Here is a 20,596-nt window from a genome sequence, read left to right on the forward strand (position 1 = left end):
TCATGACGACTTTGAATGGCAAGACCGCCTTGGTCACCGGCTCCACCAGCGGCATCGGCTTAGGGATAGCATTGAGCCTGGCCAAGGCCGGCGCCAACCTGATTCTCAACGGCTTTGGCGACGCCAGCGCGGTGATCGCCCAGGTGCAGGCGTTTGATGGCAAGGTCGGGCATCACCCGGCGGATGTCAGCGACCCGGCGCAGATCGCCGACATGCTCGCCTACGCCGAGCGCGAGTTCGGTGGCGTGGATATTCTGGTCAACAATGCCGGCATCCAGCATGTGGCGGCGGTGGAAGACTTCCCGGTGGAGCGCTGGGATTCGATTATCGCGATCAACCTGTCCTCGGTGTTCCACAGTACACGTTTGAGCCTGCCGGGCATGAAGGCCAAGGGCTGGGGGCGTATCGTCAATATCGCCTCGGTGCACGGCCAGGTCGGCTCAGTGGGCAAGGCTGCCTACGTGGCGGCCAAGCATGGCGTGATCGGCCTGACCAAGGTGGTGGGCCTGGAAACCGCCACCAGCAATGTGACCTGCAATGCGATCTGCCCGGGCTGGGTGCTGACGCCGCTGGTGCAGAAGCAGATTGATGATCGCGTGGCCAGTGGGATCGACCCGCAACAGGCGCAGCAGGATTTGCTGGCTGAAAAGCAGCCGTCCCTGGAGTTTGTGACGCCGTCGCAGCTGGGTGAGCTGGTGCTGTTTTTGTGCAGCGAGGCTGGCGCCCAGGTGCGCGGTGCGGCGTGGAATATCGACGGTGGCTGGCTGGCCCAATAACCCCCCAGACACCGGAGATCAAAATGTGGGAGGGGGCTTGCTCCCGATAGCAGTGTGTCAGGGTAGACATTTGTAACTGAACCACCGCTATCGGGAGCAAGCCCCCTCCCACATTGGAACGCTATTGTTTGGAAGACCGATACTAGAACAAGAGATTTCGCTATGTCCGACATCCTCTGGCAACCCTCGCCCGAACGCATCGCCAACACACGGATGGACCAGTTCCGTCGCTTCATCAACCAACGCCACGACCTGCACCTCCACGACTACCCTGCCCTGCACCAATGGAGCATCGACCAGCGCCCGGACTTCTGGCAGGCGATTGTGGCGTTCTTCGACGTGCAGTTTCGCAGCCCGCCCAGCGTCACACTGATCGAAGACATCGAGATGCCCAGCGCCCAATGGTTTCCCGGCGCCACCCTGAACTTTGCCGAACACCTGTTGCGCCGCCGCGACAATCATCCTGCGGTGGTGGCTGTCAGCGAAGACGGCCAACGTGAACAACTGAGCTATGCGCAACTGGCGGAACACGTTGCCGGCCTGCAAAAAAGCTTGCGGGCGGCCGGGGTTGGCATGGGTGACCGGGTGGCCGCGTGCATGCCCAACACCTGGCAAACCCTGGTGGGTATGCTTGCCACCACCAGCCTCGGCGCGATCTGGTCATGCTCTTCGCCGGATTTCGGCACCCAGGGCGTCATCGATCGATTCGGCCAGATCGAACCCAAAGTGCTAATTACCTGCGCCGGCTACCGCTATGCAGGCAAAAACATCGACCAGAGCGCCAAGCTCAATGAAATCCTCGCGCGCCTGCCCTCCCTACAACAGCTGATCATCGTGCCGTACGCCCGGCCTCAGGCACAGGTCGACGATTATCTGAGCCAAGCCCGTGTCACGCTGTGGGACGACTTCTATCAGGCCGGCGGCGTGCCCGAATTTGTCGCAGTGCCGTTCGAACATCCGCTGTATATCCTCTATTCCAGCGGCACCACCGGCATCCCCAAATGCATTATCCATGGCACCGGCGGCGTGCTGCTCACCCACCTCAAGGAACACGGCCTGCACGCCGACCTGAGCCGCGAGGACTGCCTGTTCTACTACACCACCTGCGGCTGGATGATGTGGAACTGGCTGGTGTCGGTGCTGGCGATGGGCGCCACGGCGGTGCTGTATGACGGCTCACCGTTCCACCCCGGCCCCGAGCGTTTGATCGACTTGATCGATGCGGAAAAAATCAGTGTATTCGGCACCAGCCCGAAATTCCTCGCTACCCTGGAGAAAGCCGGGTTGCGGCCACGCCTGAGCCACGACCTGAGCAGCCTCAAAGGCCTGATTTCCACCGGCTCGCCGCTGTCACCCCAGAGCTACGACTATGTGTACCGCGAGATCAAGAACGAGCTGTGCCTGTCGTCGATGTCCGGTGGCACCGATATCGTCTCCTGCTTCGTGATCGGCAACCCGGTGCTGCCGGTGCGGCGCGGTGAGATGCAATGCAAGAGCCTGGCCATGGCCATCGAGGTGTGGGACGACCAGGGCCGGCCGCTGATCGGGGAAAAAGGCGAACTGGTCTGCACCCGGCACTTTCCGGCCATGCCCATTGGGCTGTGGAACGACCCGCACCAGCACAAGCTGCGCGCCTCCTATTTCAGCCAGTTCCCCGGCGTATGGGCCCAGGGTGACTATGCCGAGCAGCGGGCCAATGGCAGCCTGCTGATTCATGGGCGCTCAGACGCGGTGCTCAACCCTGGCGGCGTACGCATCGGCACCGCCGAGATATACCGCCAAGTGGAAAAAGTCCCACAGGTGCTGGAAAGTCTCGCCATCGGCCAACGCTGGCAGGACGATGTGCGTGTGGTGCTGTTTGTGCGCCTCGATGACGGCGTCGAGCTGGATGAAGCGCTGCAACAGCAGATCCGCCAGGTGATCCGTGCCAACACCACGCCGCGCCACGTACCGGCCAAGATCCTCGCTGTCACGGATATCCCTCGCACCATCAGCGGCAAGATCGTGGAGTTGGCGGTGCGCAACGTGGTACATGGGGAGCCGGTAAAGAACACCGATGCCCTCGCCAATCCCGAAGCACTGGAGCAGTTTCGCCGACGCCCTGAACTGGATTTTTAGATGAAAGGTTTCAGCGCTGAACCGCTGTTTTGAAGAAAAGCCGTCAATGCGTGCTATTTTTCCGGGGTAGTCATCCATTGATGATCCTTGGGACAATGGATGTGGTCATTTTTCAAAGCGTCGTGTTCAGGGCTTTTTTTCATGAATGGAACATCCACCGGTAGCGAAGCCGCTGCATTGATCAAGCGGCTGGACTGGGCGCAAAGCCCCCTCGGTGAGGCCACTGATTGGCCGCAGAGCCTGCGCACCGCCGTCGATATCGTCGTGCATTCGCCGATGCCGATGGTGCTGCTGTGGGGCCCGCAACTCATACAACTTTATAACGATGGCTTCGCCCAACTGGTGGGCAACAAGCACCCCGGCGCCCTGGGCCAACCTGCGCACCAGACCTGGCCGGAGCTGCAAAGCTTCGCCGCGCCGGTGTACGACGCGGTGCTCGGCGGCCAGGTGCGCACCTTCAGCGAGCAGCGTTTTGTCTTGCAACGCGAATGTCGCGACACCGAAATCTGGCTCGACCTGACCTACAGCCCGGTGCGCGACGAAAGTGGCCAGGTGGCAGGCATCCTGGTCACCGCCATCGAAACCAATGAACGGCGCAGCAAAACCCTGGAACTGCAGCAGCGTTCCGAAGCGAGCCTCAAGGCCCAGCACAACACCGAGCAGCGCCTGCAACTGGCACTGGCGGCGACCGATGCCGTGGGCACCTGGGACTGGGACATCGGTGAAGATCACTTTATCGCCGATGCACATTTCGCCTACCTGCACGGTGTCGACCCGAGTGACGCCGGCCTGCTGCCCATCAGCGCCTATCTGCTCGGCGTGCATCCCGAAGACCGTGGCATGGTCACGCGCAGCATCAAGCATTGCATCACCTTCGGCACTGAATACGCCGAGGAGTACCGCCTGCTGCAAGCCGACGGCCAGGTGCGCTGGGTGTTTGCCCGTGGCCGCTGCTACAAGGACCAACAAGGCCGACCCGCACGCTTCCTCGGCGCCGCGCTGGACCTCACCGAGCGCAAGCACACCGAACAGGCGCTGCGCCAGAGCCAGACCGAGCTGCAACTGATCATCAACGCCATGCCGGTGTTGATCGGCTACGTGGACCATGAGCAGCGCTTTCGCCTGAACAACAGCGCCTACCTCGACTGGTACGGCAAGACGCCCCAGGAGCTGTACGGCAAGACCATCCGCGAAGTGCTCGGTGATGAGGTGTATGCCGGACGAATAGACAAGATCGAAGCGGCCCTGAACGGCAAGGCGTGCAGCTTCATGACCCTCACGCCCCATCGCGACGGCCGCCCGCGCCACGCGTTGATGAAATACCTGCCGCGCTTCAGCAATGACGGTTCGGTGAACGGCTTCTACATTTTTGTGATCGACGAGACCGAACGCAAACTCACCGAGGAAGCCCTGCGTCATCTCAACGAGAACCTCGAAGAGCGTGTGGCCCAGCGTACCCAGGCGCTGGCCGAGGCCAACCAGCGCCTGCAGAACGAGATGTTCGAGCGTGAACGCGCCGAAGACGCCCTGCGCCATGCGCAGAAGATGGAAGCGGTGGGCCAGCTCACCGGCGGTATCGCCCATGACTTCAACAATATGCTCACCGGCATCATCGGCAGCCTGGACCTGATGCAGCGCTATATTGCCGCCGGGCGCAGCGATGAGATTGGCCGCTTTGCCGATGCCGCCGTATCCTCGGCCCATCGCGCCGCCGCCCTCACCCACCGCCTGCTGGCGTTTTCGCGGCGCCAGTCGCTGGACCGCCGCCCCACCGATCCCAACCAGCTGGTGGCATCCCTGGAAGATCTGTTCCAGCGCACCAAGGGCGCGCATATCGCGCTCAAGGTGCAACTGGGCAAGGACATCTGGCCGGTGAACACCGACGCCAGCCAATTGGAAAACGCCCTGCTCAACCTGGTGATCAACGCCCGCGACGCCATGCCCGACGGCGGCGAGTTGCTGATCGAAACCGCCAACAGCTACCTGGACGGCACCGACATCACCACCCTGGAGCCGGTCAAGGCCGGCGACTACGTGATGCTCGGCGTGAGCGACAACGGCAGCGGCATGGCGCCGAAAATCCTCGCCAAGGCATTCGACCCGTTCTTCACCACCAAGCCTATCGGCCAAGGCACCGGCCTTGGGCTGTCGATGATTTACGGCTTTGCCCAGCAGTCCGGCGGCCATGTAACGATCCAGAGCGAACCGGGCCAGGGCACCTGCGTGCGCCTGTACCTGCCGCGCCTGTACGGCACCGCACTGGAAAGCGACCTGCCCGTCAGCCTCACCGAAGCCCCGGTGGCCCTGGCCGGTGAAGCCGTGGTGGTGGTCGAGGACGACCCGGCGGTGCGCATGTTGGTGGTCAACGTCCTCGATGAACTGGGCTATACCGCGCACCAGGCGGCCGACGCCCGTGCCGCGCTGCCGCTGCTGGAGTCGGATTTGCGCGTGGATTTGCTGGTGACCGACGTCGGCCTGCCGGGCATGAACGGCCGGCAACTGGCGGAAATCGCGCGCCAGCATCGCCCCGGCCTGCGGGTGTTGTTCATGACCGGTTATGCCGAGAAAGCCGCTGAGCGCCAGGGCTTTTTGGAAGACGGCATGGACATGGTCGCCAAGCCCTTTTCGATCGACCTGCTGGCCACCAAAATCCGCAGCATGATCGGCGGCGAGGCCTGAGTTCAGGCATAATCGCGCGCCGTCGCACACCTGGTAGAGATCAATGAAAGCCCAAGCCCGTCATATCCTGGTGAAAACCAGCGAAGAAGCCGAACAACTCAAGCAGCGCATTGCCAAGGGTGAAGCCTTTGACGTGCTGGCCAAGAAGTACTCCACCTGCCCGTCGGGCAAGCGTGGCGGCGATCTGGGCGAAGTCCGGCCCGGGCAGATGGTGGGCGCGATTGATGCGGTGATCTTCAAGAAGCCGGTGAAGGTGGTGCACGGGCCGATCAAGAGCAAGTTTGGCTATCACCTGGTGCAGGTGTTTTACCGGGATTGAGCACTTGGCTCCAGACGCTATCGCAGGCAAGCCAGCTCCCACATTTAACGGTGTACACCCGGCAAAATGTGGGAGCCGGGCTTGCCCGCGATCCGCCGCAGGCGGCCATTCACCTCGGTATCAGCGCTCCCGGCAGCTGAATCACCCGACTCGCCAGCCGATGCCCCGCCAATGCAGCCTCTTGCGGCGAGCCACCTTTGAGCCGCCCGGCCAGATACGCCGCACTGAACGAATCTCCCGCCGCCGTAGTGTCCACCACCTTTTCCACCTTCAACGCCGGCACCGCAAAACGCTCTCCCGCACAGCGAATCAAACACGCATCCGCGCCACGCTTGAGCACCACTTCTGCAATCGATGGATAGGCCGCAAACACCTGCTCGCTGTCCTCATAGCCAAACAACGCGTGCTCGTCATCCTCGGTCAACAAGGCTATATCCACTTCGGCCAACACCTTGCGATAAGCCGCACGGGCCGCTTGCACATCGGCCCATAGCCGTGGCCGGTAATTGTTATCGAACACCACCTTGCCACCTCGGCGGCGGGTTTCGACCAGGGTGTGCAGCAAGCGCTCGCGCCCAACCTCGCCCAGCACCGCCAGGGTAATGCCGCTGAAATACACCACGTCATAGTCCGGCAACGCTGCCAGGATCGGCTCGGCCGCAGCCGTGGTAAAGCAGTCACGCACGGCCGCTTCGTTGCGCCAGTAAAGAAACTTGCGCTCGCCACCGGCGTCGGTCTGGATGCAGTACAAACCCGGCAGACGCCCGGGCAGGCGCTGGACCATGCCCAGGCCAAGGCCCTCGGTTTGCCACTGCTGGCACATGGCGTCGCTGAAACTGTCATCGCCCAAGGCGGTGACGTAGTCGACACTGGCGCACTCGCCCAGCTCACGGCGCAGGTACACCGCCGTGTTCAGGGTGTCGCCGCCGAAGCTCTGGTGCAGGCTGCCATCGGCGCGGTGTTGCAGTTCGATCATGCATTCGCCGATAAGGGCGATGCGGGGTTGGGTGGTCATGGCTGCTGTCTCGGTGGGGCTGATGGCCTCATCGGGGGCAAGCCCCCTCCCACAGGGGAATGCATTCCAAATGTGGGAGGGGGCTTGCCCCCGATAGGTGCGACGCGGTCTAGAAACAGGTACGCAGCGACTCGACCACCTGCAACTGCTCATCCACCAGGCAACCCACCTGCCATTTGTCGAAGGTCAGGCAGGGGTGGGACGTGCCAAACGAAATGATGTCGCCAATGCGCAACTCAACACCCGGCGCTACGGTCATGAACGCATGTTGGTCCATCACCGCGGTGACCTTGCACGCGCTCACATCATCACCGTGCGCCGGGACGATCCCGGCCTTGTAGCGCTTGAGCGGCACCGGCAAGCCGGCGTCATAGGCCACGTCACGCTTACCCAGGGCAACCACCGCAAACCCCGGCTCCGGCAGCGACTGCACGTGCGCCCAGACCTCCATCGCCGGGCGCAGGCCCTCGTTGAGGTCGCTGCGTCGGTCGAGCACGCAGCATTGCGCGTCTTTGTAGATGCCATGGTCGTGGGCCACGTAGCTGCCTGGGCGCAACACACTGAGGAAACGACCGGCAGCGTTCTGCGCCTCGAACGACTCGGCGATCAGGTCGTACCAGGCCGAGCCCGACGCCGTGATGATCGGTTTGGGCAGGTCGAACAGGCCGCTGTCTTGCAGGTCCACCGCCAGGCGCACCAGACTGGCAGCGAAGTCACGGATGCCGCTGATGGCGTGCTCGCCGTGGATCACCCCTTCGTAGCCTTCGATGCCGGTCAACGCCAATGCCGGTTGGGCCTTGATTGCCCGGGCCAGTTCACGCACTTCTTGCTCGCTGCGACAGCCACACCGGCCGCCGACCACGCCGTATTCGATCATCACGTTCAGACGCAGGCCGCGCGCGGCGAAGAACAGGCCCAGATCCGCGACGTTGTCCGGGTGATCAACCATGCAATGGAAGTCGAAATCCTGATCGGCCAGCAGGTCGGCGATCAGCGCCATGTTCGGCGCACCCACCAATTGGTTGGCCATCAGCACACGACGCACGCCACCGGCATAGGCGGCGCGGGTTTGTACGGCGTTGGCCAGGGTGATCCCCCAGGCACCGGCGGTGATCTGGCGCTCGAACAGCGCAGGCATCATGCTGGTCTTGCCGTGGGGCGCCAGCTCGGCGCCGCTGTGGCTGACAAAGTCCTGCATCCAGCGAATATTGTGCTCCAGGGCGTCACGGTGCAGCACCAGCGCCGGCAGGCTGACATCGCGGACCAAATGGGCACCGACGGCGGCGGCACCTTTTTCAACGGCATTGAGGGCAGACATGGAAAACTCCTATTCGTTGATGCGCCGGGCCAGGCTGTTGGCGCTGTCGATCAGCACCCGGCGATAGTCGTGGTAGTGCTTGCTGGCATCGGCTCGCGGGGCAACGATGCACAGGGTCGCAATGCTGATGCCCTGGGCGTCCCGCACCGGGGCGGCGAAGCAATGGGTGAAGGTGTCGGCCACACTGTCGAAGGAAAAGAACCCATCGACGGTGGCCTGGCGGATCTGCGCCAGGAAGGTATCGAGCGGCAGGCGCAGGCCGTCCGGCAGGATGAAATCGTCGGGGTCGATCAGCTCGATGATCTGCTGGTCGCTCAAATGCCCCAGCAACAAACGCCCGGAAGCGGTCCACGGGATCGGCGCGTTTTCACCGATATCCGAAGAAATACGGAAATGCCGCTGGCCTTCGCGCATCAGCGCCACCGTGTACTTGCGCCCGTTGAGCAGGCACATCTGCGCGGTTTCGTGGGTCTGGCTGACGATTTCCTGCAGGGCGTGATCGGCCTCGCGGGTCAGGTCGAAGTGCCGCAGGTGCGCCTGGCCGAGGAAATACAGCTGGCGCCCCAGATACACGTGACCGTCCTTGCCCACGGTTTCCAGAATGCGCCGCTCCAGCAGCGACGCGACCAATTCGTAGACCGTGGACTTGGGGCTGCCGATGCCGCTGGCAATGTCATTCGGGCGCAGGGGTTGGCCGATCTCCTTGAGAAAATCAAGGATATCGAACGCACGGTCCAGGCCTTTGGCGCGGCGTTTGATGGTGTCTTCGGTCATGGCAGTGATGGGTCCGGTCAAAGGTGTTTGCTGCACGGTGATCCCCTGTGGGAGCGGGCTTGCCCGCGATGACGGTGGGTCAGTGACAAAGGTGTTATCTGGCACTACGTCATCGCAGGCAAGCCAGCTCCCACATTGATCTTCAGTGATCTCAAGAGTGGGGGCATTCAGCCCTTTTTCTTGTAGGCCACGCAGTCGATCTCAACCTTGCAATCAACCATCATATTGGCCTGCACACAAGCCCGCGCCGGGGCGTGCTCGGGGGTGAAGTATTCGCCGAAGACCTTGTTGAAACTCCAGAAGTCCCGTGGATCTTCCAGCCACACGCCCACGCGCACAACATCCTTGAGCTCATAGCCGGCTTCTTCGAGGATCGCCACCACATTGCGCATGGTCTGCCGGGTTTGCTCGACGATGCCGCCACTGATGATTTCGCCATCCACCGCCGGCACCTGGCCCGACACATACAGCCAGCCATCGGCCTCCACCGCACGTGCGAACGGGCGTGGCTGGCCGCCACCTGCGGTGCTGCCGGTACCGTAACGAGTAATGCTCATAAAAGTTGCTCCTTGTTAAAAACGAATGTTCTTTAAAAATTCCGCCAGTCGCGGCGACTGCGGCCGCTCGAAGATGTCCTTCGCAGTGCCCTGCTCTTCAATGCGGCCCTGGTTCATGAAGACGATCTGGTCGGAGACTTCATAGGCAAAGCGCATTTCGTGGGTGACCAGCAACATGGTCATGCCCTCCTCCGCCAGCCCCTTGATCACGCTGAGCACTTCGCCTACCAGCTCCGGATCGAGGGCCGATGTGACCTCGTCGAACAGCATCAGACTGGGGTTCATGGCAATGGCGCGGGCAATCGCCACGCGCTGTTGCTGACCACCAGACAATTGGCCGGGAAAGTGGTTGCGCCGCTCCAGCAGGCCGACGCGGTCCAGCCACTTTTCGGCCAGGGCCACGGCTTCATCCTTGCCCATCTTCTTGACCTTGAGCAAGCCAAGGGTGACGTTTTGCAGCGCGGTCAGATGCGGGAACAGGTTGAATTGCTGGAACGCCATGCCGGTCATGGCGCGGTGCTGGGCAATCACCCGCTCCGGGTGCCGTACGCGCTTGCCGCCGACCTCGCTGTAGCCAATGGACTCGCCGTCCAGGGTGATCTGCCCGCCCTGGAACTCCTCAAGCAAGTTCACGCAACGCAGCAAGGTGGTCTTGCCCGAGCCGCTGGAGCCGATCAACGTCACCACATTGCCGCGCTGCATCGACAGATCGACACCCTTGAGCACTTCCACCTGGCCGTACTGTTTACACAGGCCACGAATGTCCAGCAGCGCTGGTTTTGTTTGAGCTTGGTTCATGGCAAGGCCACCCGCTTTTCAATGTAGCGCCCGAATAATTCGATGGCGTAGTTGATGACAAAGAACATGAAACCGGCGAACAGGTAGAACTCCAGGGTCATGAAGGTGCGGGCGATCACCTGCTGGGTGCTGAGCAGCAATTCGGCCACGCCGATCACCGACAGCAAAGTGGACGCCTTGACGATTTCGGTAGAGGAATTGACCCAGGTCGGCAGGATCTGACGCAGGGCCTGGGGCAACAACACATAGCCCAACGACTGGTAAAACGTCAGGCCAATGGCCTTGCCCGCTTCCAGTTGCCCACGGGGAATGGCTTGCAGTGCACCGCGCACGATTTCTGACACGTGGGAGCCACAGAACAGGGTTAACCCGAGCGCACCGGCCTGGAATGCACTGATTTTCCAGCCCAGGGCCGGGAGCATGTAGAAACACGCCAACACCAGCACGAACACCGGGGTGCCTCGGATCAGATCGACGTACAGACGAAACGGTGCACGCATCCAGAACTTGCCGTAGGTCAGGATCAACCCGGCGACGATACCGATCAGGGTGCCGAAGATAATCGCCAGTGCCGAGACCGACACACTGGCCTGGAAGCCGGCCCACAGGGTCTCGCGGGCGATCCACAATTCATGCAGCCAACTGGGGGATTCGTACATGCAAACCCTTCCTTAACGACGGATCGCCAGACGCTGCTCCAGGTAACGGAGCAGCATGGCAATCAGGTAACAGGCAGCCACATAGAGCGCGGTCGTAACCAGCCAGGTTTCAATCACCCGGTAGCTTTCAACGTTGATCTTGCGGGCGTAATAGGTCAGCTCCGGCACCGCGATCGCGGCGGCCAGGGATGTGTCCTTGAACAGCGAGATAAAGTTGTTCGACAGCGCCGGCAGCACGTTGCGCAGCATCACCGGCACGGTGATATAGGCACGAATCCGCCATTCGCCAAGGCCGATCGCCAACCCGGCTTCACGCAAGCCCTTGGGAATATTCAACAACCCGGCGCGGAATACTTCGGTCAGGTAGGCACCGGCGTACAGCGACAGGGTGACGATGAACGAAGGGATTTTGTCCAGGCGAATCCCCAAGGACGGCAAGGCGAAATAGATCAACAGGATCAACACCAGGATCGGCGTATTGCGCACCACCGTCACGTACACCGAAGCGAGGATGCGCAACGCGCGGTGCCGGGACAGCATGGCGAACGCCATCAGCAGGCCGATCACGCAGCCGATGGCAATCGACAGCAGAGCCAACTGCAGGCCCAGGCCGAGCCCCGCCAGCAAGGTGTCGAAATCACGCCAGACGGCGGCAAAATTCAACTGATAGTTCATGGTCGGCAATACCTGAGTGAGGCGTGCTCAAGCACGCCCCGGCTGTTCCGGATCATTTGAATTCCACGGGAAAACCGATGGCCGGTTCTGGCAGGTCAACGCCGAACCACTGCTTGAAAGAAGCCTTGTAGGTGGGAAACTCCACACCGGTCATGGCTTCATGCAGCGCGGTGTTGACGAAGTTCAGCCAATCCTGGTCGCCACGCTTGACCGCACACGCGTAGGTTTGCGGGCTCCAGGCGTAAGTGGGGCTGCGGTAGCGACCGGGGTTCTGCACCATCAGGTATTTGACCGAGGACTGATCGGTGGCAGCCGCGTCGGCGCGACCGGAGTTCACGGCCTGGTACATCAGGTCGACACTGTCGTACTGGTCGACCTTGGCTTTGGGCAGTGCCTGGTGCACCAGCTCTTCGGCGTACACGTTTTGCAGCACGGCCACGGTCACGTCATCGCCTGCGGCTTGAAGGTCTTCGATTTCCTTGTACTTGCTGTTGTTGGGCAACAGCAGGCCGACACCTTCGCGGTAGTACGGCAAAGTAAAAGCCACCTGCTGCGCACGGCTGGCGGTGACGGTGATGAACTGGCAGCTCATGTCGACCTTGTCCGTCAGCAGGTTGGGAATGCGCGCATCGGATGACTGCACCACAAACTCGACCTTGCTCGGGTCATTGAACAAACCCTTGGCCACCATGCGGCCGATGTCGATATCAAACCCCTGCAATTTGCCATCCGCTCCCTGGAAGTGCCACGGCGCATTGGTACTGCCTGTACCCACGATCAGATGCCCGCGCTTGAGCACATCATCCAGCTTGCTGTCCGCCGCCTGCACCATGCTTGTGAAGGAAGCCGATGCGGCAACAAGAAAAACACACGCTTTGAATACGGAAGGTCGGTGATGCATGACAAGCACTCCAGGGGCTGTGTATTCCGTTATACCGGAACTTGGTATGTAACAACGGAATAGACAGCAGAAAGTGTGCCACAGCCACGGGAGGAAAAATATGCGGTCGGGAAACTCTTTAGGGTTCAGTAAGATAGGTATTGAAGCGCTTAACGGCTTTGCGCCGCCAGCATCGGGTGTTGCTACGCAACGCCCCACAACGGTGTTACTGCGCCCCCATACTGACCGCCTCGGATCGACGCACACCTGTGAAGGTTGACAGTAGACGGTGGTACCCCACCGGCTTAGCGTTGGCAAAAACCAACACAGCCGGAAGGGGATCGACATGGGAGTCGCCACGCGCAGAATTTCCAGCGCCAAAGAGTTCAATCGGGTACTGAACACCCCGCGCCCGGTGTTCATTCTGTTTGTTTCCGAGCACTGCCCTGCCTGTGCGCAAGCAGGCTCCTTATTCGAACAGGCCGCTTGGAAGCATCCCTGGCTAGTCAGTTTGGTACTCGATTGCGCCCATACGCCGAGGCACCCTGATGTGACAGGCACCCCGACGCTACTGATCTACCAGGAGGGAATCGTGGTAGAAAAACTCAAGGGCTTCGGCCCACTTGAAGAACAAGAGCAGTGCGTAACAGACATCTTCAACCGTTATGACCTGAGCAAGGGCGCAAGTGCACTTGCGTCACTCGACGCTCCTCCACTTCAGCTACCGTCAAACGCCAACCCTCATGTTCCAGGCTATCGCCCACCACCGGCAAACGGTCGAGCAGGCTCATCACCAACCCCGCCAGGGTTTGATAATCCTCGGTCGCCGCAGCCTTGAAGCCCGTGCGCTGACGCACCAGATTGAGGTTCAAGGCACCGTTGGCACGAAAGCCGTCGTTCTGCTCGACGATGTCCGGCCCTTCGATTTCGCTGGCATCGGGCAATTCACCGGCGATGGATTCCAGAATATCGGTCATGCTCAACACGCCCATGAAGTCCCCGAATTCGTTGATCACGAAGGCGATGTGGGTGGACTCCTGGCGCATCTGCTCCAGGGCATTGAGGATCGAAAAGCTCTCCAGCAGGTTGATCGCCCGGCGCGCCAGGTGCTCCAGGTTCGGCTCGTTACCGGCCAGGTACTCCTTGAGCAGTTCCTTCTTGTGCACAAAGCCCAAGGGTTCATCCACCGCACCGTTGCGGATCAGCGGCAAACGCGAGTAGGACGAATGCATCAGCTTCAGGCGGATCGTGTCGGGATCGTCCGCCAGGTCGATGCAGTCAACCTTGGCCCGTGGTGTCATCAGGGTACGAATCGGCCGTTCGGCCAGTTGCAGCACACCGCTGATCATCACCCGCTCACGTCGATCAAACAGCGGGCCCTGTGCAGTATCCGGCTCGCCCAGCAAGTCAGCGACCTCTTCACCCACCTCTTCCAGCGCCAGGCTGCGGCCACCCAATAAACGCATCACTGCATGGGCCGTACGCTCACGCACCGGCAGCACACCTTGTGCCGATTTCTTGCGACGCGAGCGGGCAATCTGGTTGAACACCTCGATCAGAATCGAGAAACCAATGGCCGCGTACAGGTAGCCCTTGGGAATATGGAAGCCCAAGCCTTCGGCGGTCAGGGCGAAACCGATCATCATCAAGAAGCCCAGGCACAGCATGATCACCGTAGGGTGGGCGTTGACGAAACGGGTCAGCGGCTTGCTCGCCACGATCATCAAACCGATGGACACGATCACCGCGATCATCATCACCGCCAGCTCATCGACCATGCCCACTGCGGTAATCACCGCATCGAGGGAGAACACTGCGTCGAGCACCACGATCTGCGCCACGATCGGCCAGAACATCGCATAAGCCACATTGCCCTTGTGCTGGGCCACGTGGCCTTCCAGGCGTTCGTGCAGCTCCATGGTGGCCTTGAACAACAGGAACACACCACCGAACAGCATGATCAGGTCACGGCCGGAAAAGCTCTTGTCGAACACCTCGAACAACGGCTGGGTGAGGGTCACCAACCAGGAAATACTCGCCAACAGGCCCAGACGCATCAGCAACGCCAGGGACAAACCGATCAAGCGCGCACGGTCGCGCTGCTCCGGCGGCAACTTGTCTGCCAGGATCGCGATAAACACCAGGTTGTCGATACCCAGCACCAGTTCCAGCACAATCAAGGTCGCCAGGCCCAGCCAGGCCGTTGGATCCGCTAACCATTCCATTTATAGAGTCTCTGTATTCAAAGTTTTCAGAATGCCGGACACGGCAATGCGCGGTCAGTGGACCGGGACAAGGTTAGCAGTCGGAATACGGGGTGCTTCAGGGGGAACAGCGACAGTAAGTGTCTTGGGGAAAGACGACTGGGAGGCTCCGAGAGGGTGTTCATGCAAGTCCTGAAATAACAAAAGGACTTGAATCCTACAGCCCAAATACACAATTCCCACATAGCAAAACTATTACAAAACCTGTCTTCCAGCCGATGCAAAACCAATGTGGGAGGGGGCTTGCTCCCGATGGCGGTGTGTCAGTCAATATATAAGCTGGCTGACACACCGCTATCGGGAGCAAGCCCCCTCCCACACAAGCCCCCCATTCCACATTTGGAACGGTGTGGTATCAAGACTTTCGGGTGGCATCATCCAGCGCCAGGATGGTGTGGGCATTGGTGACGGTCGTCGCCAGCGTATTGATCACCCCCGACCGCAACGCCCCCAGCGTCGCCGCGGCCTTGGTGTTTTCACTGGCAATCGCCACCACATCCGGGATGCGGAACAGCTCCTGCACCGTCAACCCGATCACTCGGCCTTGAATGGCGTTGACCGCCGGCTGGCCGTGAATATCGATAAAGTCATAGCCCATCATATCGCCCACCGTGCCGGACAACCGCGCCTGGGCGATTTCCTGGGGCGAGAACCAGCCCATGCGCACCATGTTGCTGTTTTCGCTCATATCACCAATGCCGATCAGGGCAATGTCGGCACGCCGGGCGCGGTCGAGGGTGGAGCGTACCGTGTCGTTATTGATCAACACACCGCGCAGTTCCGGGTTGGCCACCAGCGCCGGGGCGTACAGGCTTTCGCTCTCGCCGCCAAAGCGCAGTGCAAGGCGCCGGCAGATATGGTCGGGGTTCATGTACTCGCCGGCCTTGAGCGAACCACCGATAGCACATACGAACGTGCAGTTGCGCGTCACCGGCAGGAACACGTTATCGGCCACCGCGCCGACGTTACGGCCCATGCCCACGGCGACGATCATGCCATCGCCCAAGGTTTTGTTCAGGTAGTTGGCGACCAGGCTAGCGACTGCCGAGCGCTGGGTGTCGGGGTCGCTATGGTCAACGGCGATCAAGGCGCGGTCGAGCTTGAAGCGCTCCACCAACGCGCGTTCCAGTTCGTTGTTCATCGCCGGGTGCTGCAACACGCGCACCTCGACAATGCCTTCATCTCGCGCACGCTTGAGCAGGCGGCTGACTTTGGCCCGCGACAGGTCAAAGCGCTTGGCAATGGCTTCCTGAGTGACGTTCTCAAGGTAATAGAGCATCGCCACTTCGGTCATTTGATCGATATCGCTGGCCATGCGCTGGGTACTGTCACTCATGGGGACGGGCTTCCGTTTCGGCGTCAAAGGCGCATTCTCCCGACTCTTGCCCCGTGCCGTCCACTACTGATGCCCATCGCGCTCGATTGCGTTGATGCGCTCGACCTTGGCCCCGGAACGCGCCACCTCGAACTCCGAGGCCAGGAACGCCGTGACAATGCTCTTGGCCAGTTCGGCGCCGATCACCCGCGCACCGATGGACAGAATCTGCGCATCGTTGCTCTTGCGCGCCCGCTCCGCCGAATAGGTGTCATGGGCCTGAGCCGCGCGGATACCCAACACCTTGTTGGCCGAGATGGCCATGCCGATGCCGGTGCCGCACACCAGCACACCGAGGCGCTGCTGCCCGGCGCTGATAGCGTTGGCCACAGCCAGCGCGATGTCCGGATAGAGCACCGGCGCGATGGAATGGGTACCGAAGTCAGTGACCGGGTAACCCAGCGCCTCGATATGGCGCTTCAACAGCTCTTTAAGCTCAAAACCCGCTTCATCGCATCCGATAGCCACCGGAAAAGGTGTGTTCATGGCGTCTGGCTCCGCTGCCCTGATCTAGATTAAGACTGATCATATGATCACTCAATGAAATTTCGCTCAGTCATTTCGCGATCATTATGCCCTTCATGTCAAGCGAGATTTAACTGACCTTGCAGTCAAAGCGGGCTAAACAGCCGATATAGTCACTCCAGATGAGAATCAACGCTTTTTAATGAAAGAGATTGACTGATCAGAATTTCATTTGATACACATATGATCACAGCGAAACATGACTGTGCGACCTAATAAGAATTCACAGCACGAGGACACGCCGATGGCCAAGCCATTACTGCTCCAGGCTGAACACGTCGCCAAGGCTTACGCCGGGGTGCCAGCCCTGCGTGACGGGCGCCTCTCTCTACGCGCCGGCAGCGTCCACGCCCTGTGCGGCGGCAACGGTGCCGGCAAGTCGACCTTCCTGGGCATCCTGATGGGCATCACCCAGCGTGACGCCGGCAGCATTCTGCTCAACGGCGCACCGGTGCAGTTCAATCGCCCGAGTGAAGCCTTGGCCTCGGGGATCGCGATGATCACCCAGGAGCTCGAACCCATCCCCTACATGACCGTCGCCGAAAACATCTGGCTGGGCCGCGAGCCGCGCCGCGCCGGTTGCATTGTCGACAGCAAGGCCCTGAATCGCCGCACCCGCGAGCTGCTGGAAAGCCTGGAGTTCGACGTCGACGCCACCAGCCCCATGCACCGCTTGAGCGTGGCGCAAATTCAACTGGTGGAAATCGCCAAGGCGTTCAGCCATGACTGCCAGGTGATGATCATGGACGAGCCCACCTCGGCCATCGGCGAGCGCGAGGCAGAAACCCTGTTCAAGGCCATTCGCCGCCTCACTGCACGGGGTGCCGGTATCGTGTATGTGTCCCATCGCTTGAGCGAACTGGCGCAGATCGCCGATGACTACAGCATCTTTCGCGATGGTGCCTTTGTGGAAAGCGGGCGCATGGCCGATATCGACCGCGACCACCTGGTGCGCGGTATTGTCGGCCAGGAACTGACGCGCATCGACCACAAGGTCGGCCGTGAATGCGCCGCCGACACCTGCCTGCAAGTCGACAACCTGAGCCGCAACGGCGAGTTCCACGACATCAGCCTGCAATTGCGCCGTGGCGAAATTCTTGGCATTTACGGGCTGATGGGCTCCGGGCGCAGTGAGTTTCTCAACTGCATCTACGGCCTGACCGTAGCCGATTCCGGCAGCGTCACCCTGCAAGGCAAGCCCATGCCCATCGGACTGCCCAAGGCCACCATCAACGCCGGTATGTCGCTGGTCACCGAAGACCGCAAGGACAGTGGCCTGGTGCTGACCGGCAGCATCCTCTCGAACATCGCGCTGTCGGCCTACAAGCGTTTGTCGAGTTGGTCGCTGATCAATGCGCGCAAGGAAGCCCAACTGGCCGAAGACATGGTCAAGCGCCTGCAGATCAAGACCAGCTCTCTGGACCTGCCGGTGGCGTCCATGAGCGGCGGCAACCAACAAAAAGTCGTGCTCGCCAAATGCCTGTCCACCGAGCCGGTGTGCCTGCTTTGCGACGAACCCACCCGCGGCATCGATGAAGGCGCCAAGCAGGAGATCTACCACCTGCTCGACCAGTTCGTACGGGCCGGCGGCGCCGCCATTGTGGTGTCGTCCGAAGCTCCGGAACTGCTGCACTTGAGTGATCGCATTGCCGTATTCAAGGGCGGCCGGCTGGTGACCATCAGCACCGACACTGCCCTTTCCCAGGAAGCCTTGTTGAGTCTTGCCTCATGAATGCCAAAACCCTTGCCGCCCCTGTCACCACCGCGCCACGCAACCGCTTGCGCCTGTCTCTGGACCGCTTCGGCCTGCCGCTGGTGTTTATCCTGCTGTGCGTGGTGATGGCGTTTTCCAGCGAATACTTCATGACTTGGCGCAACTGGATGGACATCCTGCGCCAGACCTCCATCAACGGCATCCTCGCCGTGGGCATGACCTATGTGATCCTGACCAAGGGCATCGACTTGTCGGTAGGTTCGATCCTGGCCTTTGCCGGATTGTGCAGCGCGATGGTCGCCACCCAGGGCTATGGCCTGTTGGCGGCAGTCAGCGCCGGGATGTTTGCCGGGGCGATGCTTGGCGTGGTCAACGGTTTTATGGTCGCCAACCTGTCGATCCCGCCGTTCGTGGCCACCCTGGGTATGCTCAGCATCGCCCGCGGCATGACCTTTATCCTCAACGACGGCAGCCCGATCACCGACCTGCCCGACGCCTACCTGGCGCTGGGGATCGGCAAGATCGGCCCAGTGGGCGTGCCGATCATTATCTTTGCCGTGGTCGCGCTGATCTTCTGGATGGTGCTGCGCTACACCACCTACGGCCGCTACGTGTACGCGGTGGGCGGCAATGAAAAAAGCGCACGCACCTCCGGCATCGGCGTGCGCAAGGTGATGTTTTCGGTGTACGTGGTTTCGGGCCTGCTCGCCGGATTGGCCGGCGTGGTGTTGTCGGCACGTACCACCTCTGCCCTGCCCCAGGCTGGGGTTTCCTATGAGCTGGACGCGATTGCCGCGGTGGTGATCGGCGGCACCAGCCTGTCGGGCGGTACCGGTAGCATTGTCGGCACCTTGTTCGGGGCGCTGCTGATCGGCGTGATCAACAACGGCCTGAACCTGCTCGGCGTGTCCTCCTATTACCAGCAGGTCGCCAAGGGCCTGATCATCGTGTTCGCAGTACTGATCGACGTGTGGCGCAAGAAAAAACGCTGAAGAACGACCGATAACAATAACTGGAGTTCGACTTATGAAACTGGGTACTACCCTGGCCGCCGCGGCGGCCCTCTCCCTGCTCGCCAGCAGTGTCGCCATGGCAGCCGATGGCAAGACCTACAAGATCGGCGCAGCCGTCTACGGCCTCAAGGGCCAGTTCATGCAGAACTGGGTGCGTGAGCTCAAGGAACATCCGGCCGTCAAGGATGGCACCGTGCAGTTGACCGTATTCGACGGTAACTACGACGCCCTGACCCAGAACAACCAGATCGAAAATATGGTGACCCAACGCTACGACGCGATTCTGTTCGTACCCATTGATACCAAGGCCGGCGTCGGCACAGTCAAGGCGGCCATGAGCAACGACGTGGTGGTCATCGCCTCCAATACGAAAGTAGCCGATGCCAGCGTGCCGTATGTGGGGAACGACGACGTCGAAGGCGGCCGCCTGCAGGCCCAGGCCATGGTCGACAAGCTCAACGGCAAGGGCAACGTGGTGATCATCCAGGGCCCGATTGGCCAGTCGGCGCAGATCGACCGGGAAAAAGGCGAGCTGGAAGTGTTGGGCAAACACCCTGATATCAAGATCATCGAGAAGAAAACCGCCAACTGGGACCGCGCCCAGGCCATGACCCTCACCGAAGACTGGCTCAACGCCCACCCCAAGGGCATCAACGGCGTGATCGCCCAGAACGACGACATGGCCCTCGGCGCTGTGCAGGCCCTGAAGTCTCACGGACTGACCTCCAAAGAGGTGCCCGTGACCTCCATCGACGGTATGCCGGATGCGATCCAGGCGGCGAAAAAAGACGAAGTCACCACATTCCTCCAGGACGCCCAGGCCCAATCCCAAGGCGCACTGGACGTGGCCCTGCGCGCCCTGGCCGGCGAGGACTACAAGCCGCAATCGGTGATCTGGGAGCGCTACGCCAAGGACGTGAAATGGGGTGACGGCACGGCCAGGAACTACATCCTGCCGTGGGTGCCGGTGACCAATGCCAATGCGGATGCGCTGTACAAGCAAGTCAGCGGCGGCAAGTAGTCAGTGGCTGGAAACACAGTCAACTGTGGGAGCTGGCTTGCCTGCGATGCAGGCACCTGGGTGCATCAGGTAGACCGGGTCGATGCAATCGCAGGCAAGCCAGCTCCCACATTGGA

General features: G+C 61.1%; 18 protein-coding genes and 1 pseudogene. 8 read left to right on the forward strand and 11 right to left on the reverse strand.

The features are described from left to right. Positions 1–2 precede the first annotated feature (2 nt). The 4 genes from E4O98_RS23825 (at position 3) to E4O98_RS23840 (ending at position 5,892) form a co-directional block, all read left to right on the forward strand. Entirely contained in the window at positions 3–776 is a 774-nt protein-coding gene (locus E4O98_RS23825) for a 3-hydroxybutyrate dehydrogenase (RefSeq protein ID WP_248136424.1), read from the forward strand. 162 nt (positions 777–938) lie between these two features. Beyond that, on the forward strand, positions 939–2,894 hold the full coding sequence (locus E4O98_RS23830) for an acetoacetate--CoA ligase (RefSeq protein ID WP_248136426.1): 1,956 nt from the start codon (positions 939–941) through the stop codon (positions 2,892–2,894). A gap of 141 nt (positions 2,895–3,035) precedes the next feature. Then, a complete protein-coding gene (locus E4O98_RS23835) occupies positions 3,036–5,573 on the forward strand; it encodes a PAS domain-containing protein (RefSeq protein WP_148853689.1) in 2,538 nt (845 codons plus the stop codon). A 43-nt stretch (positions 5,574–5,616) separates the two neighbouring features. Further along, the gene (locus E4O98_RS23840) at positions 5,617–5,892 is read left to right on the forward strand and encodes a peptidylprolyl isomerase (protein ID WP_003174397.1); all 276 of its coding nucleotides are present in this window, start codon (positions 5,617–5,619) and stop codon (positions 5,890–5,892) included. A 109-nt stretch (positions 5,893–6,001) separates the two neighbouring features. On the opposite strand, the gene E4O98_RS23845 is transcribed toward E4O98_RS23840, so the two are convergent. From E4O98_RS23845 to E4O98_RS23880, 8 genes are all read right to left on the reverse strand, one after another. After that, positions 6,002–6,907 carry a sugar kinase gene (locus E4O98_RS23845; protein ID WP_248136428.1) on the reverse strand — a complete coding sequence of 302 codons (906 nt, stop codon included), beginning with the start codon at positions 6,905–6,907 and terminating at the stop codon, positions 6,002–6,004. A gap of 109 nt (positions 6,908–7,016) precedes the next feature. Beyond that, positions 7,017–8,225, reverse strand: coding sequence for an amino acid deaminase (locus E4O98_RS23850; protein WP_005788824.1), 1,209 nt, complete (start codon positions 8,223–8,225; stop codon positions 7,017–7,019). A gap of 9 nt (positions 8,226–8,234) precedes the next feature. Beyond that, positions 8,235–8,999 (reverse strand): IclR family transcriptional regulator, encoded by a 765-nt coding sequence (locus E4O98_RS23855; protein WP_032876076.1) that lies wholly within the window; start codon positions 8,997–8,999, stop codon positions 8,235–8,237. Positions 9,000–9,166: 167 nt separating this feature from the next. Then, on the reverse strand, positions 9,167–9,556 hold the full coding sequence (locus E4O98_RS23860; RefSeq protein WP_005788829.1) for a RidA family protein: 390 nt from the start codon (positions 9,554–9,556) through the stop codon (positions 9,167–9,169). A 15-nt stretch (positions 9,557–9,571) separates the two neighbouring features. Continuing rightward, positions 9,572–10,354, reverse strand: coding sequence for an amino acid ABC transporter ATP-binding protein (locus E4O98_RS23865; protein ID WP_248136430.1), 783 nt, complete (start codon positions 10,352–10,354; stop codon positions 9,572–9,574). Further along, on the reverse strand, positions 10,351–11,013 hold the full coding sequence (locus tag E4O98_RS23870) for an amino acid ABC transporter permease (protein ID WP_248136432.1): 663 nt from the start codon (positions 11,011–11,013) through the stop codon (positions 10,351–10,353). The genes E4O98_RS23865 and E4O98_RS23870 overlap by 4 nt, the downstream gene beginning before the upstream one ends. Before the next feature lie 12 nt (positions 11,014–11,025). Beyond that, positions 11,026–11,688, reverse strand: a complete 663-nt coding sequence (locus tag E4O98_RS23875; protein ID WP_005788836.1) for an amino acid ABC transporter permease — start codon at positions 11,686–11,688, stop codon at positions 11,026–11,028. Positions 11,689–11,740: 52 nt separating this feature from the next. Further along, entirely contained in the window at positions 11,741–12,589 is an 849-nt protein-coding gene (locus E4O98_RS23880) for a transporter substrate-binding domain-containing protein (RefSeq protein ID WP_005788838.1), read from the reverse strand. Between the two features lie 325 nt (positions 12,590–12,914). Here E4O98_RS23880 and E4O98_RS23885 point away from each other — a divergent pair. After that, positions 12,915–13,187: pseudogene (locus E4O98_RS23885) on the forward strand (thioredoxin family protein); the annotation flags it as partial. Positions 13,188–13,224: 37 nt separating this feature from the next. On the opposite strand, the gene E4O98_RS23890 reads toward E4O98_RS23885, so the two are convergent. The 3 genes from E4O98_RS23890 to rpiB all read right to left on the reverse strand — a co-directional run bounded on the left by E4O98_RS23890 (position 13,225) and on the right by rpiB (position 16,693). Next, entirely contained in the window at positions 13,225–14,793 is a 1,569-nt protein-coding gene (locus E4O98_RS23890; RefSeq protein ID WP_032876087.1) for a TerC family protein, read from the reverse strand. A 394-nt stretch (positions 14,794–15,187) separates the two neighbouring features. Beyond that, positions 15,188–16,168, reverse strand: a complete 981-nt coding sequence (locus E4O98_RS23895) for a sugar-binding transcriptional regulator (RefSeq protein WP_005788844.1) — start codon at positions 16,166–16,168, stop codon at positions 15,188–15,190. Between the two features lie 63 nt (positions 16,169–16,231). Continuing rightward, the gene (gene rpiB / locus E4O98_RS23900) at positions 16,232–16,693 is read right to left on the reverse strand and encodes a ribose 5-phosphate isomerase B (protein WP_032876090.1); all 462 of its coding nucleotides are present in this window, start codon (positions 16,691–16,693) and stop codon (positions 16,232–16,234) included. Positions 16,694–16,976: 283 nt separating this feature from the next. Here rpiB and E4O98_RS23905 point away from each other — a divergent pair, with 283 nt between their 5' ends. From E4O98_RS23905 to E4O98_RS23915, 3 genes are read left to right on the forward strand one after another with little or no spacing between them, the layout of a single operon-like run. Continuing rightward, the gene (locus E4O98_RS23905) at positions 16,977–18,464 is read left to right on the forward strand and encodes a sugar ABC transporter ATP-binding protein (RefSeq protein ID WP_228309781.1); all 1,488 of its coding nucleotides are present in this window, start codon (positions 16,977–16,979) and stop codon (positions 18,462–18,464) included. After that, positions 18,461–19,438 (forward strand): ABC transporter permease, encoded by a 978-nt coding sequence (locus tag E4O98_RS23910; RefSeq protein WP_005788849.1) that lies wholly within the window; start codon positions 18,461–18,463, stop codon positions 19,436–19,438. The genes E4O98_RS23905 and E4O98_RS23910 overlap by 4 nt, the downstream gene beginning before the upstream one ends. Positions 19,439–19,472: 34 nt before the next feature. After that, positions 19,473–20,480: a substrate-binding domain-containing protein gene (locus E4O98_RS23915; RefSeq protein ID WP_148853687.1), complete on the forward strand. Its 1,008-nt coding sequence runs from the start codon at positions 19,473–19,475 to the stop codon at positions 20,478–20,480. The last annotated feature ends 116 nt before the right edge of the window (positions 20,481–20,596 follow it).

The sequence above is a fragment of the Pseudomonas sp. W2Jun17 genome, assembly GCF_023127795.1.
Taxonomy (GTDB): domain Bacteria; phylum Pseudomonadota; class Gammaproteobacteria; order Pseudomonadales; family Pseudomonadaceae; genus Aquipseudomonas; species Aquipseudomonas synxantha_A.

What these genes read in the sequence shown, in the direction of transcription:
- E4O98_RS23860 (WP_005788829.1), bottom strand. Translation starts at nt 9,556, where the DNA reads ATGAGCATTACTCGTTACGGTACCGGCAGCACCGCAGGTGGCGGCCAG.
- rpiB (WP_032876090.1), bottom strand. Translation starts at nt 16,693, where the DNA reads ATGAACACACCTTTTCCGGTGGCTATCGGATGCGATGAAGCGGGTTTT.
- E4O98_RS23855 (WP_032876076.1), bottom strand. Translation starts at nt 8,999, where the DNA reads ATGACCGAAGACACCATCAAACGCCGCGCCAAAGGCCTGGACCGTGCG.
- E4O98_RS23880 (WP_005788838.1), bottom strand. Translation starts at nt 12,589, where the DNA reads ATGCATCACCGACCTTCCGTATTCAAAGCGTGTGTTTTTCTTGTTGCC.
- E4O98_RS23890 (WP_032876087.1), bottom strand. Translation starts at nt 14,793, where the DNA reads ATGGAATGGTTAGCGGATCCAACGGCCTGGCTGGGCCTGGCGACCTTG.
- E4O98_RS23830 (WP_248136426.1), top strand. Translation starts at nt 939, where the DNA reads ATGTCCGACATCCTCTGGCAACCCTCGCCCGAACGCATCGCCAACACA.
- E4O98_RS23845 (WP_248136428.1), bottom strand. Translation starts at nt 6,907, where the DNA reads ATGACCACCCAACCCCGCATCGCCCTTATCGGCGAATGCATGATCGAA.
- E4O98_RS23895 (WP_005788844.1), bottom strand. Translation starts at nt 16,168, where the DNA reads ATGAGTGACAGTACCCAGCGCATGGCCAGCGATATCGATCAAATGACC.
- E4O98_RS23835 (WP_148853689.1), top strand. Translation starts at nt 3,036, where the DNA reads ATGAATGGAACATCCACCGGTAGCGAAGCCGCTGCATTGATCAAGCGG.
- E4O98_RS23910 (WP_005788849.1), top strand. Translation starts at nt 18,461, where the DNA reads ATGAATGCCAAAACCCTTGCCGCCCCTGTCACCACCGCGCCACGCAAC.
- E4O98_RS23870 (WP_248136432.1), bottom strand. Translation starts at nt 11,013, where the DNA reads ATGTACGAATCCCCCAGTTGGCTGCATGAATTGTGGATCGCCCGCGAG.
- E4O98_RS23840 (WP_003174397.1), top strand. Translation starts at nt 5,617, where the DNA reads ATGAAAGCCCAAGCCCGTCATATCCTGGTGAAAACCAGCGAAGAAGCC.
- E4O98_RS23905 (WP_228309781.1), top strand. Translation starts at nt 16,977, where the DNA reads ATGGCCAAGCCATTACTGCTCCAGGCTGAACACGTCGCCAAGGCTTAC.
- E4O98_RS23915 (WP_148853687.1), top strand. Translation starts at nt 19,473, where the DNA reads ATGAAACTGGGTACTACCCTGGCCGCCGCGGCGGCCCTCTCCCTGCTC.
- E4O98_RS23850 (WP_005788824.1), bottom strand. Translation starts at nt 8,225, where the DNA reads ATGTCTGCCCTCAATGCCGTTGAAAAAGGTGCCGCCGCCGTCGGTGCC.
- E4O98_RS23875 (WP_005788836.1), bottom strand. Translation starts at nt 11,688, where the DNA reads ATGAACTATCAGTTGAATTTTGCCGCCGTCTGGCGTGATTTCGACACC.
- E4O98_RS23825 (WP_248136424.1), top strand. Translation starts at nt 3, where the DNA reads ATGACGACTTTGAATGGCAAGACCGCCTTGGTCACCGGCTCCACCAGC.
- E4O98_RS23865 (WP_248136430.1), bottom strand. Translation starts at nt 10,354, where the DNA reads ATGAACCAAGCTCAAACAAAACCAGCGCTGCTGGACATTCGTGGCCTG.